The sequence below is a fragment of the Vibrio anguillarum genome (assembly GCF_001989995.2).
Taxonomy (GTDB): Bacteria; Pseudomonadota; Gammaproteobacteria; order Enterobacterales; family Vibrionaceae; genus Vibrio; species Vibrio anguillarum.
Genome location: NZ_JAHGUP010000049.1, coordinates 1 through 18,414, shown reverse-complemented (window position 1 = coordinate 18,414; position 18,414 = coordinate 1). Strand labels below are relative to the sequence as shown.

Here is an 18,414-nt window from a genome sequence, read left to right as displayed (position 1 = left end):
CTTATAATTGGCTGATTTTATTGAAGTATGAGAAAAAGAAAAAGTGCAGGAAAAAGATCGCCTCCATAGGTCGACTTATGTGAAAATAGCCCACTCCATTTCACTCGCCTAAAGTTGTACTTATGAAATTTCAAGCTGCCATTTTTGATATGGATGGACTGTTACTCGACACGGAACGTGTCTGCCTTACAATATTCGAACAAGCTTGCCACGCAGTTGGCGTCCCATTTTTAAAAGAGGTTTATCTCTCGGCTATTGGTCGCAATGCGGCAGGCATTGAACAAGCACTGCGCGCAGGCTACGGGCCAGAATTAAACTATCCGGTATTACATACGGAGTGGCGTAAACGTTACGATGCCGTGGTGAAACACCAGGCGATCCCAGTGAAAGAAGGGGTTATCGAGTTATTACAATGGTTAAAAGCGAATCGTGTTCCTACTGCCGTCGCAACATCAACCCAAAAAGACGTGGCACAAATTAAGCTGCGCCTTTCAGGCCTTGAGCAATACTTTGACTCGTTCACAACCGGTTGTGAAGTGACACATGGCAAACCCGATCCAGAGATTTATCTACTCGCTGCGCAACGTCTTGGCGCTGAACCGACCCAATGTTTAGCCTTTGAAGATTCTAATAACGGCGTGCGATCCGCCGTGAGTGCGAATATGATCACCTACCAAATTCCTGATCTCGTCGAACCCAGTGAAGAAGTTTTGGCGCTTGGACACCAAGTGGTCCCCTCACTACATCACGTTTTAACGGCCCTGAAAAACAGTAATTGAGCGGTTTTTCATGCGTCGGCTGATTTTGATTACCACAGCCAGGCAGCGTGGTATTGCAATTACAGGTAGCTAACAAGTAACAAGGGGATATCGTTGATACCCCCTTCTTTAGTCAATAATAAAGATTCGTTAATGTTTAGGTGGCGTACCTTCACAATTAGAAACCACCGCGTCAATTTGTATTAACGCATCCATAGGCAGCTCTGAAACACCAATCACGGTTCTCGCAGGTAGCTCATGGTTAAAGAAGGTTGTGTAAACTTCATTGACAATATTAATGTCATCCATATTTTTTATTTGAATATTGACTTTAACAATATCATCCATAACATGCTCAACACTTTCTACAATATTCTTTATATTTTCTAAACACTGCTTAACTTGTTCTTTTATTCCACAAGCAACAACTTCATTATTTTTTGGAGATAAAGGTAACTGACCTGAAATATGATTATAATGAGAAAAAGCAACAGAGTGGGAATAGCCGACTTTAGGTGCATTCACGGTATTATTTGCTTCAATCACAAGTAAGCGAGCATCTTCAGGAAGCTGTGGCGGTGTACCATCACCATGTGACACAACAACATCAATTTGCACCAATGCATTCATAGGCAAGTCAGCAACACGAACTAGGCTTCGCGCAGGCACATAACTTGGGAAAAATTGTCCACAGACTTCATTGATGGCTTCTGCATCAGATATATCTTTAAGAAATATCGTTGTTTTAACGATATCAGCCATCGTATGACCAATACTTTCTAAGATAGCATTAATATTATTCAAACACTGTTGACTCTGTTCTTTAATACCACCTTGTACTATTTCTCCCGTTTTAGGTTCAATCGGCAATTGAGCCGAGAGGTTATTATAATGAGAGAAGGCCGCGGTTTGAGAGTATAGACCTTGAGGTGCATGCTCAGTATTCCTTGACACTTTGATGAGCTCACAAGGCGCTTGTGGAGCAGTGCCTTCACCGTTTGAAATAAGAGCATCAATTTGCACTAAAGCATCACTGACAGGTAAAGCCGTAACCGCCGCTATGGTCACTGTAGGAAGCGGCCCCTGAAAAAAAGTGGGGTATACTTTTTTGATGGCATCAATATCTGAAATATTCTTTACAAAAATATTCATTTTGACCACATCATCCATAACGTGACCAATACTTTCTACGATAGACTGTATATTATTCAGACATTGCTTTGTTTGGTCATTTATACAACCAATAACAATTTCACCTGTTTTAGGATCTATCGGTAGTTGTGCTGAAATATTATTATAATGAGAAAAAGCGACAGTTTGTGTAGAGACAGCACATATAGGTGCATTTTCTGTGTTTCTTGAAACCTTTACAATATCGGCAGCCATATCGAAATTTATCCTATTATTAGTAGAAATACGAATTTATATTTAATAAGTGTTTTTTGATAAAACAATCAAAGTGGCGAAATGGTAAGTTAAAAAATTTTCAGTAAATGTGACATACATTAAAATATTATTTGACTAGAAAGTCATCGCTTATATTGATAATGATTGATTAACGACTAATTATCCACAATCGTGTTAATAACGTGGATTAAAGAATATTTATCCTAGAAATGATTCTAAAATTGTGAATATAATCTCATGAAACTGAATACTGCATTTTCTTGATTTAGTCCAATAATGATAGGTTGTTCACAATAAGCTGCTGAAAATTTACACATAAACTCGATTAATGTGCCATTTCAATCGTAATAAATGCATAAATTTCCTGAGTCACTTAGTTTCCTTACTCCATCAAAACGCACAATAGCATGCGTATATTGAGCTACTTAATGGCTTGTTTTCTGCTGAAACTGCTTCACGCTGCGCTTTTGAGCACTGCGGCGGTTGGCTTGCTTATCGCGCGGTTTGCGCTTCGGTTCACCGCTAGTAGGTTGGTCTGTCACTGGAAAATCGGTCAACGCCTGCAGCGGTAAAGCGCGCTGCGTTAAGCTGCGGATTGCCTCCAGCGCTTGGCTTTCACCATGGCAGACCAGTGAAATTGCCACACCACCTTGACCAGCACGCGCTGTGCGGCCCACGCGGTGAATATAAACTGGCGCACTAGGCGGTAAATCAAAATTGATCACCACTGGCAGCGCGTCAATGTGAATACCACGCGCCAGTAAATCGGTGGCCACCAGTACATCCACTTGATTCGCTTTGAAATCGGCTAACGTTTGCTCGCGAATAACTTGATCTTTTTCACCATGCAAAGCCGCCGCACGAATACCCGCTTTGAGTAATTTTTTCGCGACCGCGTCAGCACTATCACGAGCGCTAATGAACACTAATACTTGCTGCCCAGCCCGCTGCTTAATCAGAGCAATTAATGCTTGTGCTTTACTGCCCTTATTCACAAGGTAGAGCTGCTCTTCAATTTCTTCCACCACTTGATTGGCTTGATTCGCCTCTATCTTTACCGGGTTACTTAACACGGCCAATGCCATCTGTTCGAGATCGGCGGCGAGTGTGGCGGAAAACAGCAACGTTTGTTTGGTTTGGGGCATAAAACTGAGCAGGCGTTGTACATCCGGCCAAAACCCCATATCTAACAGTCGGTCAGCTTCATCTAACACCACACAGTGCATCGACTCCAATGAGATCAGTTGCTGTGTAAGTAAATCAAGCAAGCGGCCCGGTGTCGCGACGATTAAATGCGGTAATTTGGCCAACTGCGCAAGCTGCTCTTCTTGGGCCACTCCCCCGCATAAAGTGCATAAGCTAATACCCATTTTGCTTGCCACGGTACTCAACTCTTGGCTGACTTGTTGTGCTAATTCACGGGTAGGAACAATGACAACGGATTGAATTGCAAGAGTATTAACTTCAATCCGTTGCAGTAAAGGCAAACCATAAGCTAACGTTTTACCACTGCCCGTCTGCGCGAAGGCAAGCACATCTTGCCCAGAAAGTACGGCTGGAATAGCCAATTGTTGGATTTTGGTCGCCGTGTGTCGCGACGCAGGCAGCGCTGCCATCAAAGGGGCGCTTAAGTTAAGCTTAGAAAAATTCATAAACGACTAGCAGGGTGAAAAAGGTTGCGCCGAGTCTAAAGCTATTCATTCTCCATCACAACTGTCGATACGGATCAGGACTGAATCTGGCCGCCAGTACTCAAATTCGCAGTCCATGATCTCGCCATCTTGTTTGTAATTAACTCGACAAATTTTCATTACAGATTGGCCAGCAGCCAAGTTAAGGGCTTTTGCCACATGAAGAGGTGCAGCCGTAGGGATTACTTCAAAACGAGAACGCGTGGTGATGTAACCGTATTTTTGCTGATAGAGATGCGTTAACGAAGCGGTTAAATTTTCCTCTAATATCTTTGGAAACCACTGCGCAATCAGGCAGTTTTCGACAAACAGTACCGCTCGCCCGTCAATCGAGCGCAACCGTTCAATAATATGAATGGGCGTAATTCGGTCAATATCCATCGCTCTTGCATACTCACGAGAAGCCATCACGCTGCGTACCGCAACTAGCTTAGTTTCTGCGATTCGGTGCTGCTCGCGGATCATCTGGTGGAAGTGGCAACGCGATAGCGGGTTATAATGAATTCGCGCCGGAGAGACAAACCAGCCACGCCGCTCTTCTCGGTAAATCAACCCTTCGGTTTCCAGTGAAACCAAAGCGTCTTTAATTGTAATGCGCGTTGTATTAAACAATTCACTCAATTCACGTTCAGATGGCAGTTTTTGTCTGTCGCTCAGCATCCCACTGCAAATTTGCTCACGAAGGGTGCCTTTAATGTTACCAAGTTGGGTCTTTTCTAAAGAAGCATTTGCCACTGGCAAAGGGCTGCGAAATCTCATGCGTGACCTAGTCCAATATTATACAGAGTGAATAAACGTCTTTTAGACTACTTAAGGCAGATAACAGATTTATGACAGGCTAATTGATTGAATTTGAAATAAAAATGCAATAGAAAATCATTAAAAATGTCAAATAACTACACCGAAAACGTCACAGTTCTTCCCTAGGATAAAAATCGAACTTACTGACCTAGTCCAGAAGGATAGCGACAATGAAAACCTTATTTACCCGCGCAACGACTGCCACAGCACTTGCGCTGACTCTTTCGACTTCGGCTTTTGCTAAAGAGGCTGATTTACAATCTTTGATCAACGCAGCGAAACAAGAAGGCCAAGTGTACAGCATTGGTATGCCCGGCAGTTGGGCTAACTGGCAAGATACGTGGAGCGATTTAGGTAAGATTTATGGCCTAAAACACCAAGATACGGATATGAGCTCAGCGCAAGAAATTGCCAAGTTTGAAGCCGAAAAGAAAAATGCGACCGCCGATATCGGTGATGTTGGCTTTGCATTTGCTCGCGTGGCGGTGAAAAAAGGCGTAACTCAAGCGTACAAACCGAGCACTTGGAATGAGATCCCGGACTGGGCCAAAGATAAAGATGGCCACTGGGCTCTGGCTTATACGGGCACCATTTCATTTATCTCGAACAATAATCTAGTCAAGAATGCGCCAAAAACGTGGAACGATTTGCTCAAAGGCGATTACAAAATCAGTATTGGTAATGTCGGTGTTGCCGCGCAAGCAAATAATGCCGTACTAGCCGCTGCTTTTGCTCATGGTGGCAGTGAAAAGAACCTCGATCCGGCAATCGAATTTTTTGCCAAACTCGCCAAGCAAGGGCGCTTATCATTTACAGACCCAAGTATCGCTAACCTCGAAAAAGGTGAAGTTGAAGTGGCCGTATTGTGGGATTTCAACGCTCTAAGTTACCGTGACCAAATTGACCGTAACCGCTTTACCGTTAACATTCCGCAAGATGGTTCTGTGATTTCCGGCTACACCACCATCATCAATAAATACGCCAAAAACCCAAATGCGGCCAAGCTAGCACGTGAATACATCTTTAGCGATCAAGGCCAAATCAACCTTGCACAAGGCTATGCTCGCCCGATCCGCAGCAACGTTGCACTGCCTGCTGCGGTACAAAGCAAATTGATTGCTAACGATCAATACCAGAACGTGAGCCCAATTAGCGACTTTAATGCTTGGGAAAAATCAGCTCGCCAATTGCCACGTCAATGGCAAGAAAATGTCATTATCCACCAGCAGTAAGAGGTAACCATGAACAATAAGGTGATCCTTGTTGTTCTTGATGGACTCAATTATTCCGTAGCCCGTGATTGCATGGGCTACTTAAACGGCTTAATTGAGCAGCAAAGAGCAACCTTATACTCCCTACAATGTGAATTGCCTTCGCTATCGCGTCCTTTGTATGAATGTCTACTCACTGGCGTAAAGCCTGTCGAAAGCGGCATTGTTCATAACCACATTGTGCGCCTTTCACATCATCAATCCATCTTCAGTTTGGCAAAAGATCAAGGGCTGACAACAGCCGCAGCGGCGTATCATTGGGTCAGCGAGCTCTATAACCGCGCGCCTTTTGATGCAACGCGCGATCGTTTTACCTGTGATAAAACACTCAATATTCAGCATGGCTGTTTTTATCACTGGGATCACTATCCCGATGAAGCACTGTTTTTAGACGCCGAATACTTACGTCGTACTCATCAGCCTGATTTTTTACTGATCCATCCAATGAATATCGATGATGCTGGACATAAGTTTGGCCTTGATTCAGGACAGTATCGTAATAGTGCACGCATGGCCGATGCGCTGTTATCTCACTTTTTAGAAAGCTGGCTAAACGATGGCTACCAAGTGATGGTGACCAGCGATCACGGCATGAACAATGACAAGTCACACGGCGGAATATTAACCGAAGAGCGCAACGTCCCGCTGTTTGTATTGGGCGATCAATTTTCGCACCAAGCTTGTGAGATCAAACAAACTGAGCTCTGCGGCCTATGCTGCCAACTGCTTAATCTTGATCACAATAAGCCCTTTTCTGCGGAGTGCTTAGCATGATCAGTAGCCAAGTAATTAGCAAGCCTAGCGCCGTGCTGAGCCAATCAACGCACTGGGCACGCAAACTCAAACCTGCGTTATGGCTTACTCCTTTTGCGCTGTTTTTCTACTTATTTCAGCTCGCCCCCATGCTGTGGGTTTTGTTCAACAGCTTTATCTCTGACGATCAATGGTCACTGGACCATTATCGCGAAATCTTCAGCTCATCCTTTATTTTACAAGGGCTGGGCAACAGTTTGTGGCTCGCCATATGGTCCAGCGTCGCGGGCCTTGCGATTGCAGCAATGTTGGTCGCCTCCTTACGCCGAGTCGATGGCAAGCTGCGCGATGGTGTGATCGCCTTTACCAATATGAGCAGTAATTTTGCTGGCGTCCCTTTGGCATTCGCTTTCATTATTATTCTTGGGGTCAACGGCGCACTGACTTTGTTGCTCAAGCAATACGGTTTGATTGAAGAGTTCAACCTGTACGGCAAATGGGGACTGCTGGCGATGTATATCTACTTTCAGATCCCTCTTGGCGTGCTGCTGCTCTATCCTGCATTTGATGCGCTCAGTGATGACTGGCAAGCGGCGGCGTCCACTCTGGGTGCCAACGGATGGCAATATTGGCAAAAAATCGCCTTGCCTGTGCTTTCACCAGCCCTACTCGGCACCTTGATTATCCTAATCGCCAATGCGATGGGCGCATATGCCAGCGTCTACGCACTCACATCCGGCAACTACAACGTCATTACGGTACGCATTGCCAGTTTAGTGGCGGGAGATCTGTTCTTAGAGCCCAATTTGGCCGCCGCCATTTCCGTGGTATTGATGCTAATTTTAGCCTTCATTACTGTGATCAATCAGTGGCTAATTGCGAAAAGCTATAGCGCAAGGAACACTCATGCAAAACGCTAATCCTACCCTTGATAAAATCACCTTTCATAAAAGTGTGGTCTATTCCATCGTGGGAATGATGTTGCTGCCCATTTTAGCCACCTTGGTTTATTCCTTTTCTTCACGCTGGGGCGCAACGATTTTACCCGATGGCTTCACCTTTGACTGGTATCTCGAACTGCTGACCGACCCTCGCTTTCTCGATGCATTTAGCCGCTCATTGCTGATTGGCATCGCTTCTCTGACACTCAGCGCAGTTTTGATTATTCCGGCGATCTTCGTGGTGTTTTACTATTTTCCTCGTCTCGATAAAGTGATGAACCTGCTGATTTTAATCCCTTTTGCAGTGCCGCCTGTGGTCTCTTCAGTTGGATTACTGCAACTGTACGCCGATAGCCAATTTCCAATTGTGGGTACACCTTGGATTTTGATTGGCACTTATTTCACCATTGCGCTGCCGTTTATGTACCGTGCAATTGCCAACAGTTTTGAGGCGATCCATCTACACGATCTCATGGACGCCGCGCACCTGCTCGGCGCAAGCACCAGCCGTGCTTTTTTACTGATCGTACTGCCAAACATTAGAAAAGGGTTGATGGCTTCGCTGTTTCTATCCTTCTCTTTTCTACTTGGCGAGTTTGTATTTGCGAACATTCTGGTCGGCACGCGCTATGAAACCTTGCAGATTTATCTCTACAACATGCGTCAGACTAGTGGTCACTTCACCTCCGCGTTAGTGATGACTTACTTCCTATTTATCTTTTTACTGACTTGGCTCGCCAGTCGTTTTAGCCGAGGATCCACTCAATGAATTCCACGACCCACACAACCTCTCGCTCTGATTACGTCCACGTCGCCAACCTCACCAAACGCTTTGGCAACAATACCGTTTTTGAAGGGATTGAATTTTCCATTGAGCAAGGGGAATTTGTCACGCTACTTGGTCCGAGCGGCTGCGGGAAATCGACTCTATTACGCAGTTTGGCTGGCTTAAATCCCGTCGATGACGGCGAAATTTGGGTCAACGGTGAAAACATCACTAACCAAACACCACAGCAACGCGGCATTGGCATGGTGTTTCAATCCTACGCTCTATTTCCGAATATGACGGTAGCTGAAAACATCGCCTTTGGCCTCAAAATGCAAGGGCAAGACAGAGCTTACATCGCGCGTGAAGTGCAAAAAGTGGTCGAACTGGTTTCTCTGATAGGGAAAGAAAAACACTATCCCAACCAGCTCTCGGGTGGACAGCGCCAACGCGTCGCTTTAGCTCGCGCCTTAGTGGTCAAACCGCGTATTTTGCTACTTGATGAGCCCCTTTCAGCACTGGATGCCAAAATTCGCAAACACTTGCGCCAGCAGATCCGTGATATTCAAAAAGAGCTCAATCTCACCACCGTATTTGTAACCCATGATCAAGAAGAGGCGATGATTCTCTCTGATCGTATTTTTTTAATGCACCAAGGTGAAATCGTTCAGCAAGGCTCCCCAGAAAGCATTTATACTCAGCCAGCCAATGAGTTTGTGGCCGGTTTTATGGGCCATTACAATTTAGTAGAGGCGGCCACCGCCAAGCAGTTGTTTAACATAGACACGGCTTGGAAAGTGGCTATTCGCCCCGAATCCATCTACGTCAAGGAAGCTGGGCGGAGCTATGGTGCCCATGTTTCTGCGCCGCAACATGGCACCATCAAGCATCACCAATTACTGGGTAATGTCATTCGCTACCATGTGGATGTGCGAGGCTGCGAGCTCACGGTCGATTTACTCAATCGTTCGTCAGAGCGATTATTTGCCACTGGCAGTCAGCTAGAATTACTGTTTAACCTTAACGAAATACAACCTGTGAGAGCCTAAATAGATGCCGACACCTCTATACGTTTTTGATATGGACGACACATTGATTGACGGCGACTGCGCAATGATTTGGAGCGAATATTTGGCCGATAAGGGCATAGCGAGCGACCCTGATTTTGTCGCGCAGGATAGGCTGATCATGTCACGCTATGCCAGCGGTGAAATGGACATGGAAGATTACCTCGATTTTGCGATGCAACCTTTGCTCACCCTGCCCACAGAGCAAGTCCAGCGCTTGGCGGACGATTGTGTCGCTACACGCATCGTACCTAGGCTATTTCCTCAAGCCAAAGCACTCATTAAACAGTTAACGGACGAGCGTATCCAAATGCTCATTATTTCGGCGTCGGTCAGTTTTTTGGTTAAAGCTGTCGCCCGTAAAATCGGCGTTGCAGAGGCGATGGGTATCGATATGGTCATAGAGAACAACCATTACACCACGCATATTTTGGGAACACCCACCTACCGAGACGGTAAAGTCACTCGCTTAAATGAATGGCTAGCTAAGCGCCCACAATACGTGGGTCAAGTGCATTTTTTCACTGACTCGATCAATGATTTACCTTTGTGTCTACACGCCGATTTTACCTATTTGGTCAACCCATGCACGCGCCTCATCCAATACGCGCAGCCCCAACAATGGCCGATATTAAAGTGGGGCTAATCACATCCTCTACTTTTGATGAACCATGTAGCTTGAGGCGCTGGCGGTAAACTTCTAGTATGAAGACAATAAGTTAACCGAGCCTCTCGCCATGAGCATGAAACACCGCATTGCCTTTATCTCTCTTTTACTGTCAACTCTCAATGCTTGCTCGCCGGAAAATAGCGCGCAAGCATTGGGCACTTTAGAACGAGACCGCATCACTTTTTCCGCCACCGCCAATGAGATCATTCGTGCGCTTCCTGTCGCGGAAGGCAGCGCAGTGCATGCTGGCGAAGTATTGGTTCGACTGGATACCAGAAATCAGCAGGCGGTGCTGGCCCATGCACTCGCAGAGGCGGCCAAAGCGCAAGCGTATTTGCTCAAACTGAGCAATGGTGAACGCCAAGAAGACACGGCGGCCGCACAAGCCAAAGTCAATCGCGCACAAGCCAAACTGACAGAGGCGTTGCAAAACTTCAAACGTGTGGAAGAACTGGTCGGTAAAAAGCTCCTCAGCCAATCAGAAAAAGACAGCGCCACCGCCACGCGTGATGCCGCTCGCGCCGAACTCGATTCTGCAAAAGAAGAGTTTGCTAAGCTAACCGCTGGTACTCGCCCTGAAGATATCGAACAAGCCCAAGCGGCGCTGACCGCCGCCAAAGCCGACGTCTCACTGCAACAGCAAAAGCTCGACGAGTTAACCATTGTCGCCACCCGCGATGGAATTTTGGATAACCTCCCATACAACTTGGGTGAGCGCGTCCCAAACAACGGCATTGTCGCTATCATCCAAGCCAGCCGCACCCCTTATGCTCGCGTCTACGTTCCCGCACCACACCGTTTAGCTGTCGTGCCGGGCGCACAGTTTCCAGTGCATATCGACGGTATAAAAGAGCCGCTGCAAGGCACAGTGCGTTGGGTGGCAACGGAACCCTCTTTCACGCCTTACTACGCACTGACCGAAAATGAACGCGCCCGCTTAATGTATCTAGCCGAAGTGGATCTGCCCGAATCCGCGCAATCGCTCCCTTCTGGCATTCCAGCGCAAGTCGATTTAGCGAGGCAAAAATAGTGACTGAACTCGCCATTCACGCCCGTAATGTGGTCAAAAAATTTGGTGATTTCACTGCGATTGAAGGCATCAATCTGAGTGTCCCCAAAGGAACCATTTACGGTTTTCTCGGCCCAAATGGTTGTGGCAAATCGACCACAATTCGCGTACTCACGGGTTTATTAAGCCCTACCTCCGGCAGTGTTGATGTGCTGGGGTTAGCGATCCCAAAACAATCCGAGCAATTGCGCCTAAAAATTGGTTATATGACGCAAAAATTTTCGTTATACGATGATTTAACCGTCGAGGAAAACCTACAATTTATTGGGCAAATTTTTGGTATGCCGCGCAAAGCATTGGCACAACGGCTCAATGAACAGTTGTGCACTTATGGGCTTGATCAGCGCCGAAAACAACGCGTAAGTGGGATGAGTGGCGGCCAAAAGCAGCGCTTGTCACTAGCAGCCGCCACGATGCATAAACCTGAACTGCTGTTTTTGGATGAACCAACGTCGGCGGTCGATCCTGAAAATAGACGGGAATTTTGGGAACAATTGTTCGATCTTTCAGACCAAGGCACCACCATTTTGATCACCACTCACTACATGGATGAAGCAGAACGCTGCCACCGTTTAGCCATCATGGAATCGGGTTTAATTCGTGCAGATGGTGAGCCAGAAACCTTAATGAACACGATGGGCGTCAACATTGTCGAAGTCCGAGCCCATAATTTGCGCCAATTAAAAGAAAAAGTCATGGCTCGGGCGGAGGTTCGCTCTGCTGCGCAACTTGGCATCCGCTTGCGGATCCTTATTCATCAACAAGTCACACAACCTATCGCGTGGCTAAAAACAACCTTCCCTGAACTGGCTGAAGCTGAGATGAATCTAGCTCGCCCAAGTTTGGAAGATGTCTTTGTCACTGTGACTGGCAAGGGGCGTCAATGAAAGCACTATTTCGAATGAAAGCGGTGATGGTGAAAGAGATACGCCAACTCTCGCGAGACAGAATTACGTTTGGCATGGTAGTGATGATCCCACTGATCCAGCTGTTGCTGTTTGGCTTTGCCATCAATACTGACGTACGCAATATTCCGATCGCCATCGTTGATCAAAGTGAAAGTACACTCGGACGGTTAATTGTAGAGTCAGTCAAAGCCACACAGGTTGTGAGCGTCAAACACACTTTTGCCACAGCAGAGCAAGCTGAACATGCGATTGAACAAGGTAACGTGAGAGCAGCGCTGATCCTGCCAAAAGATCTCACCCAGCGCGCGGTGCAAAAACGCGTGTTAGGTCAGTGGATTGTTGATGGCTCCGATACGATGATCAGTGCCTCCATTTTAGGTCTGCAATCCATGCCGCTGACCGATTTTGATTTTGACATTCGTCCAGCTACCGTCAAAACCTTTGAAGTCACGCTGTTTTATAACCCCACTCGCCGCTCTGCGGTCAATATCGTACCCGGTTTGCTGGGGGTCATTTTAACCATGACGATGATCCTCTTCACCAGTGCCGCGATTGTGCGAGAAAAAGAGCGCGGCAATTTAGAACTGCTGATCACAACGCCAATTCACTCTATTGAGCTTATGGTCGCCAAAATTGTGCCCTATATTTTTGTCGGATTAATTCAGGTCTTCATCATCTTGGGCTTAGGGCATTTTATTTTTGACGTGCCCATTAATGGTGCGATCAGCCAAATTCTCTTCGGTACGCTGCTGTTTATCGCTGCCAGTTTGACCTTAGGTTTGGTGATTTCAACCATTGCTTCCACTCAACTGCAAGCCATGCAAATGACTGTTTTTATTTTACTGCCTTCGATTTTACTTTCTGGATTTATGTTTCCCTACGAAGGCATGCCACTAGCAGCGCAGTGGATTTCTGAAGCGTTGCCTGCGACTCACTTTATGCGCATGATCCGCGGGATTGTGTTGCGCGGTGCTAACCTCATGGATCTATGGCGAGATGCGCTATGGATGTTGAGCTTTACCGTCGGTGGGATTATCGTCGCGTCGTTGAGATTTAAGAAATCCCTTGATTAACGCCATTCACATTTAAAGGCTAATTTTTAAGCCAAAAGAAGGAAACTAACATGTTAAAGTCACTGATGACCAAAGCGTTATTGTGTGTAGGCCTGATCTCCAATACCTCAGATGCATTGGCATCAGAGCGCTCAACGATAGCATGGCAATGGATTGAAAATGGCGCGCTTTTAGTCGATGTTCGAACCGCAGCAGAATTTGCAGCTGGCCATATTGAAGGTGCGCTAAACTACCCACTTGATACTGTTAGCAGTGCTTTTTCTCACATCGATAAACAACAACCGATTGTGGTTTACTGCCGCAGCGGCAATCGATCGGGCCAAGCCATGGCCTATTTACTCGAGCAAGGGTTTACTCAAGTACATAACGGCGGCGGTTTAGAGGAAATGATCATTCATCCTTCGGCAATAAAGCCGCTCAATTGATGTTAGCCTACTCACATTCACGTTATCGCTCTGTTTGTTTTTAATTGGCTCTCAAAGCGCAACAGAAAGACACAGCTTGTTATTCGGCAACAATGATCGATTTTTTGATTGGAACGTAGAAGATGTTCGGTAACCAATCTCAACGGTATACAGCATGCAAACGTACAAAACCTTACGCTTGATCCTAGGCGATCAGCTCAATATCAAGCACTCTTGGTTTAACAAAACGGATGATTCCATACTGTACGTGGTAGCTGAACTTAAACAAGAAACAAGCTATGTAAAACATCACATTCAAAAAATCTGCGCCTTTTTTGCCGCGATGGAAGCTTTTGCCGAATTATTGCAAAGTGAGGGACACCAGGTTCTCTACTTGACCCTTGATGAAACTGCCGATTATTGGCAGCTACCACCATTGATCAGTGATCTGTGTCATCAGATCAACGCAGAATACTTTCACTATCAGCGACCTGATGAATACCGAGTTTGGCAACAGTTGCAGGAGCTAAACCTCTCTCATGCACAAGTGACTTGTTTTGATACTGAACACTTTTTATTGCCTTTTGACGAGATCACTCAGCATTTTAACACCAACAAAACCACTATTATGGAGCCGTTTTATCGCAAAATGCGTAAGCGATTCGGTATTCTTCTGCAAGATGATCATCAAACGCCTTTGGGTGGGCGTTGGAATTTTGATCACCAAAATCGCAATAGGCTCAGCGTGCAAGACATAGAAAACCTACCCAAACCACTTAGCTTTCAAAACAATGTCAGTGCAATTTATAACCGTTTACAGCATCACAATATTCACGTTTTCGGCCTGTATACTCCTTCATTGCTATGGCCGATTAACCGCTCACAAGCACTGTCATTATTGGCCCACTTTTGTCAGTACGGCTTGCCGCTGTTTGGTCGCTTTCAAGATGCAATGACGGCAAAGAGCCCACATCGTTGGAGCCTCTACCATAGCCGGCTCTCTTTTGCACTCAACTGCAAACTACTATCGCCTGCAGAAGTCATTCAAAGTGCACTCATGCGATTTGAGAATGACAATACGATGGATTTAGCACAAATCGAAGGATTCATTAGGCAAATTTTGGGCTGGCGTGAGTACATTCGAGGCATTTATTGGGCGAACATGCCCCAATACGCCAAGCACAACGCCCTTGACGCTCAACGACCTCTTCCTCACTATTATTGGACAGGGGATACTCGTATGTATTGTGTTAAACAAGCCGTAACTCAATCACTGGAATTTTCCTACGCACATCATATCCAACGTTTGATGATCACGGGTAATTTTGCACTCCTATCAGGTTGCGAGCCGGATGAGGTGGATGACTGGTACTTAGGTATTTATATTGATGCATTGCAATGGGTAGAAATGCCCAATACCCGAGGTATGGCTCTGTTTGCTGATGGGGGAATTGTTGCTACCAAGCCTTATGCCGCAAGCGGCTCTTACATCAATAAAATGAGTGATTACTGCAAAGATTGTCACTACCAAGTAAAGAGCCGTAGTGGTCTAAATTCATGTCCATTCAATAGTTTATATTGGCAGTTCATGCTCACTCATCGTGAACGGTTAGCCAAAAATCCAAGGATAGGCATGATTTATAAAAATTGGGATAACACTGAAAACGCCACTCAACAAGCAATCTTAGATCAAGCTCAATACTATCTACACCATATTGAAGAGCTGTAGCTCGTCGGCTTACTGGTCACGTTTTGATTTATGCAATTTGGTGAGCACGCTGCAAGTAACTATAATCATGCTATTCGATTAAATATCAGTGAGTGATTATGCAACAACAGCAAGTCCATATGGACCAACGTATTTGCCAGCAATGCTCAGAAAAACAAAGCTTGCCTTTTGACTTCACCATGGCTTTCCAACCCATAGTTAACGTTGCAGATAACACCATCTTTGGCTACGAAGCACTCGTACGAGGTCTGAATAATGAATCGGCTTACTCCATCATTGAACAAGTCAGTGATGACAACCGATACCGCTTTGACCAACTTTGTCGAATCAAAGCGATTAAACTCGCGGCTAAACTAAAACTGTCAGGTATTTTGAGCATTAATTTTTTACCTAATGCCGTTTACCAACCAGAGCGCTGTATCCGCACCACATTAGAGGCAGCAAAGCAGTTCGGTTTCCCGACAGAACGGATCATGTTTGAATTTACTGAGGTGGAAAAAATCGTAGACACAGCGCACATAAAACGGATCGTCGCTTATTACTCCAACCTAGGATTTACTACCGCGATTGATGATTTCGGTGCAGGCTACGCCGGGCTTGGGCTATTGGTTAACTTCCAAACTAAAATAGTAAAATTAGATATGTCACTGCTGCGTAATATCGATCAAGACATCACGAAGCAAGCAATCGTCCGTCATACTGTCGCAATGCTCATTGAGCTAGGGATTTGTCCACTCGCTGAAGGTATTGAAACTCAACAAGAAATGTTATGGCTAAAACGACTCGGCATTGAACTCATGCAAGGCTACTATTTTGCGAAACCTGAGTTTGAAGCGTTGCCTACAGTGACGTTTTGAACCATAACATCAGCCTCTAATTTTGTGGATCCATCAAACCACGAAATGCTTGGGCATAAGTTTCAACTGTTCAATACGGCCCGACATGGCTGTTTCCACCTCGGCTAACCACTCATAACGTTTAGTATATAGACGGCGTTTATTGCGATTTAGCGTCTCAACACCTTTGCGGTTTGGCGTGGTTGGCAAACGGTACAAATATTTGCTCATTTTCTCTGCTTCGTACTCTGTCCACAGTTCATCGTAATCAAAGCTTACTGATTTGCGCTTTGAGCCAATATAACGCAACGCTTGATACATATGGCCGCGGTTAGAAATCGCATACAGGTTTTCAACCCCTAAAATACGCGCTAGCGTCATGATCATTTCAACCATCAGTGCTTTAGTTCTTAAGCCGTGAGTCGTGCGCGTCAAATCTTTAATGATTTGATTACGATCGGTCACACCACTGCTTGGACCTTGTAGTGAACCAATGTAAATACTGCGCCCTTGATCAGAAACATTGAAACTGATCGAGTAAATTTTCTGCCCTTTTTCATCCGTCAGTTGCAGCCCCAACGAGCCTTCTCTTATCTCTCCACTGCACAGGCTTAATGAATAACTCGCCCCATTTTTGTCGTAAAAATCAAAAATAGAGAAGCCTGATTCTGAGAAAAACTTCGCAGCATTAAAGCCAAACTGTTCAACTAAGTAGATAAAATGTTGATTAATGTGCCATGTACGCTCTTTGGCAGACCAATTGACGCAGAGATAAGGTTTTAATGGTTTTTCCAAAAACTGTGGGCATTGCTTCAATACCTCCGCTAACTCGGAGCACGAAAACAGCCTCAGCATACTTTTTAGAGCATAGGCATTGGTCACGCCCCATAGACAAAAACGGATATTCTTCCTGATTTTAGACCAGCCTTTGGTATTGGGGTAAATCGTTTCGGAGAGTTCAGACAGGCTAAACAGGTAGTCGAGTTTATTTTCAATTATCATAGTATGGACCAGAATTTCAGCAGCTAGGACAACCTCAAACATTGGGGAGTCGCTCATTGAAAATAATGTACAGTGTTTCATTGAGGGGTGCTGTCCTGAGTTTGTATGAAAATGTCAGCCTTCGTCATTAGCTATTTACTTAGCGCGCTAACTAAATTATATTACTTAGCACGCTAAGTAATATGTAACTCGTTATGATTGAAAATACGCACACCCTGAAAGAATTATCACTCGCTGAGCAGTTTGCTCGTCTCTCACGCTTATGGAAAATGGTGGCGGACCGAGAACTCTCACCCTTGGGCCTTACCCATCCTCGTTGGACCGCATTGTGGAAATTACAGCGTCTCGGTGACAACGTCAGTCAAAAAACCTTAGCCGAAGCGTTAGAAATAGAACTGGCTTCTTTAATGCGAACTTTAAAGCAGCTCGAAGAACAATCGCTGATCGAACGTCACTGCTGTCACAACGATAAGCGCGCTCGAATCGTCAGTTTGACGAGTAACGGGCGTGCTCTTATCAAGCAGATGGAAACCCGTATTTTGCAAGTTCGCCAAAACTTACTGGGTAATATTGACGATCAACAATTGCACCAACTGACTCTTACGCTCGAACAAATCTCACACAACGCTCTAGATACGCTCAGCAAACCGATAGCAACACCTTCAAAGGAACAATAATTACTTATGACACCTGATCAAAAATTTGCACTTTGGATCAAATATTCCATCGTCGCTTTTGTGGCGCTCTTTGCCTATTTTTTGGTGGCCGATTTGGCTATGCCTTTAACACCGCAAGCCATGGCAACGCGGACTGTGACCAAAATATCTCCCCGAGTTAATGGTCAAATCAGTGATGTTTTTGTCACTAATAATCAAACCGTACACAAGGGTGAAGTACTTTTCACCATCGACCCACAACCCTATCAACTGGCGGTAGAGCAGGCCCAACTCAATTATGAACGTGCGGTACAAGGTAATGCTCAATTGGATGCATCGATTGCAGCCGCAGAAGCTAATGTCACGGCAAGCCGTATCGTTGCCGATCAAAAGTTGCGCGAAGCTAACCGATTAAACACTCTGTTTGCACGCAATGGGACTTCTCAACAACTTAAAGACGATGCACAAAGTGGCGCTACCGCCGCGAAAGCCAATTTGGTTGCAGCGCAAGCTCACCTGCAAGAATTGCACGTCAGTCGAGGTAATAGTGACGAGAGTAACGTCAGCATTCGCGCCGCTTTGAACCAATTGGCTACGGAAACCGCATGAACA

General features: G+C 45.6%; 18 protein-coding genes and 1 pseudogene. 15 read left to right on the top strand and 4 right to left on the bottom strand.

Annotated elements, in window-relative coordinates:
- The first annotated feature begins 122 nt into the window (after positions 1 to 122).
- Positions 123 to 779 (top strand): HAD family hydrolase, encoded by a 657-nt coding sequence (locus tag PL85_RS12245; RefSeq protein ID WP_064626556.1) that lies wholly within the window; start codon positions 123 to 125, stop codon positions 777 to 779.
- 129 nt (positions 780 to 908) lie between these two features.
- On the opposite strand, the gene PL85_RS12240 is transcribed toward PL85_RS12245, so the two are convergent.
- The 3 genes from PL85_RS12240 to PL85_RS12230 all read right to left on the bottom strand — a co-directional run bounded on the left by PL85_RS12240 (position 909) and on the right by PL85_RS12230 (position 4,615).
- Entirely contained in the window at positions 909 to 2,144 is a 1,236-nt protein-coding gene (locus tag PL85_RS12240) for a RidA family protein (RefSeq protein WP_064626555.1), read from the bottom strand.
- A 446-nt stretch (positions 2,145 to 2,590) separates the two neighbouring features.
- Positions 2,591 to 3,817, bottom strand: coding sequence for a DEAD/DEAH box helicase (locus tag PL85_RS12235; RefSeq protein WP_115339984.1), 1,227 nt, complete (start codon positions 3,815 to 3,817; stop codon positions 2,591 to 2,593).
- 45 nt (positions 3,818 to 3,862) lie between these two features.
- Positions 3,863 to 4,615: a UTRA domain-containing protein gene (locus PL85_RS12230; protein WP_013868276.1), complete on the bottom strand. Its 753-nt coding sequence runs from the start codon at positions 4,613 to 4,615 to the stop codon at positions 3,863 to 3,865.
- Positions 4,616 to 4,827: 212 nt separating this feature from the next.
- Between PL85_RS12230 and PL85_RS12225 the strand changes: the two genes are divergently transcribed.
- The 12 genes from PL85_RS12225 (at position 4,828) to PL85_RS12170 (ending at position 16,165) form a co-directional block, all read left to right on the top strand.
- Complete coding sequence (locus PL85_RS12225; protein WP_047687599.1) at positions 4,828 to 5,889, top strand: ABC transporter substrate-binding protein; 1,062 nt, start codon at positions 4,828 to 4,830, stop codon at positions 5,887 to 5,889.
- A 9-nt stretch (positions 5,890 to 5,898) separates the two neighbouring features.
- Positions 5,899 to 6,702, top strand: a complete 804-nt coding sequence (locus PL85_RS12220; protein ID WP_047687600.1) for an alkaline phosphatase family protein — start codon at positions 5,899 to 5,901, stop codon at positions 6,700 to 6,702.
- On the top strand, positions 6,702 to 7,601 hold the full coding sequence (locus tag PL85_RS12215) for an ABC transporter permease (RefSeq protein ID WP_026027756.1): 900 nt from the start codon (positions 6,702 to 6,704) through the stop codon (positions 7,599 to 7,601). The genes PL85_RS12220 and PL85_RS12215 overlap by 1 nt, the downstream gene beginning before the upstream one ends.
- Positions 7,588 to 8,391, top strand: coding sequence for an ABC transporter permease (locus tag PL85_RS12210; protein ID WP_115339983.1), 804 nt, complete (start codon positions 7,588 to 7,590; stop codon positions 8,389 to 8,391). Before PL85_RS12215 ends, PL85_RS12210 begins: the two co-directional genes overlap by 14 nt.
- Positions 8,388 to 9,437, top strand: coding sequence for an ABC transporter ATP-binding protein (locus PL85_RS12205; RefSeq protein ID WP_017046834.1), 1,050 nt, complete (start codon positions 8,388 to 8,390; stop codon positions 9,435 to 9,437). Before PL85_RS12210 ends, PL85_RS12205 begins: the two co-directional genes overlap by 4 nt.
- 4 nt (positions 9,438 to 9,441) lie before the next feature.
- Positions 9,442 to 10,101: an HAD family hydrolase gene (locus tag PL85_RS12200; RefSeq protein ID WP_019280796.1), complete on the top strand. Its 660-nt coding sequence runs from the start codon at positions 9,442 to 9,444 to the stop codon at positions 10,099 to 10,101.
- Between the two features lie 91 nt (positions 10,102 to 10,192).
- A complete protein-coding gene (locus PL85_RS12195) occupies positions 10,193 to 11,155 on the top strand; it encodes an HlyD family secretion protein (protein ID WP_115339982.1) in 963 nt (320 codons plus the stop codon).
- Positions 11,155 to 12,081, top strand: a complete 927-nt coding sequence (locus PL85_RS12190) for an ABC transporter ATP-binding protein (protein ID WP_017044975.1) — start codon at positions 11,155 to 11,157, stop codon at positions 12,079 to 12,081. Before PL85_RS12195 ends, PL85_RS12190 begins: the two co-directional genes overlap by 1 nt.
- Complete coding sequence (locus tag PL85_RS12185; protein WP_017046838.1) at positions 12,078 to 13,175, top strand: ABC transporter permease; 1,098 nt, start codon at positions 12,078 to 12,080, stop codon at positions 13,173 to 13,175. Before PL85_RS12190 ends, PL85_RS12185 begins: the two co-directional genes overlap by 4 nt.
- A gap of 50 nt (positions 13,176 to 13,225) precedes the next feature.
- A complete protein-coding gene (locus PL85_RS12180) occupies positions 13,226 to 13,600 on the top strand; it encodes a rhodanese-like domain-containing protein (RefSeq protein ID WP_017049317.1) in 375 nt (124 codons plus the stop codon).
- Between the two features lie 154 nt (positions 13,601 to 13,754).
- Positions 13,755 to 15,308 carry a cryptochrome/photolyase family protein gene (locus tag PL85_RS12175; RefSeq protein ID WP_115339981.1) on the top strand — a complete coding sequence of 518 codons (1,554 nt, stop codon included), beginning with the start codon at positions 13,755 to 13,757 and terminating at the stop codon, positions 15,306 to 15,308.
- A gap of 98 nt (positions 15,309 to 15,406) precedes the next feature.
- Complete coding sequence (locus PL85_RS12170) at positions 15,407 to 16,165, top strand: EAL domain-containing protein (protein ID WP_026027758.1); 759 nt, start codon at positions 15,407 to 15,409, stop codon at positions 16,163 to 16,165.
- Between the two features lie 33 nt (positions 16,166 to 16,198).
- On the opposite strand, the gene PL85_RS12165 is transcribed toward PL85_RS12170, so the two are convergent.
- Positions 16,199 to 17,227: a VirK/YbjX family protein gene (locus PL85_RS12165; protein WP_115339980.1), complete on the bottom strand. Its 1,029-nt coding sequence runs from the start codon at positions 17,225 to 17,227 to the stop codon at positions 16,199 to 16,201.
- A gap of 113 nt (positions 17,228 to 17,340) precedes the next feature.
- Here PL85_RS12165 and slyA point away from each other — a divergent pair, with 113 nt between their 5' ends.
- Both slyA and PL85_RS12155 read left to right on the top strand, forming a co-directional pair.
- Complete coding sequence (slyA, locus tag PL85_RS12160) at positions 17,341 to 17,823, top strand: transcriptional regulator SlyA (protein WP_019283056.1); 483 nt, start codon at positions 17,341 to 17,343, stop codon at positions 17,821 to 17,823.
- A gap of 6 nt (positions 17,824 to 17,829) precedes the next feature.
- Positions 17,830 to 18,396 (top strand): annotated as a pseudogene (locus PL85_RS12155) (HlyD family secretion protein); the annotation flags it as partial.
- Between the last annotated feature and the right edge of the window lie 18 nt (positions 18,397 to 18,414).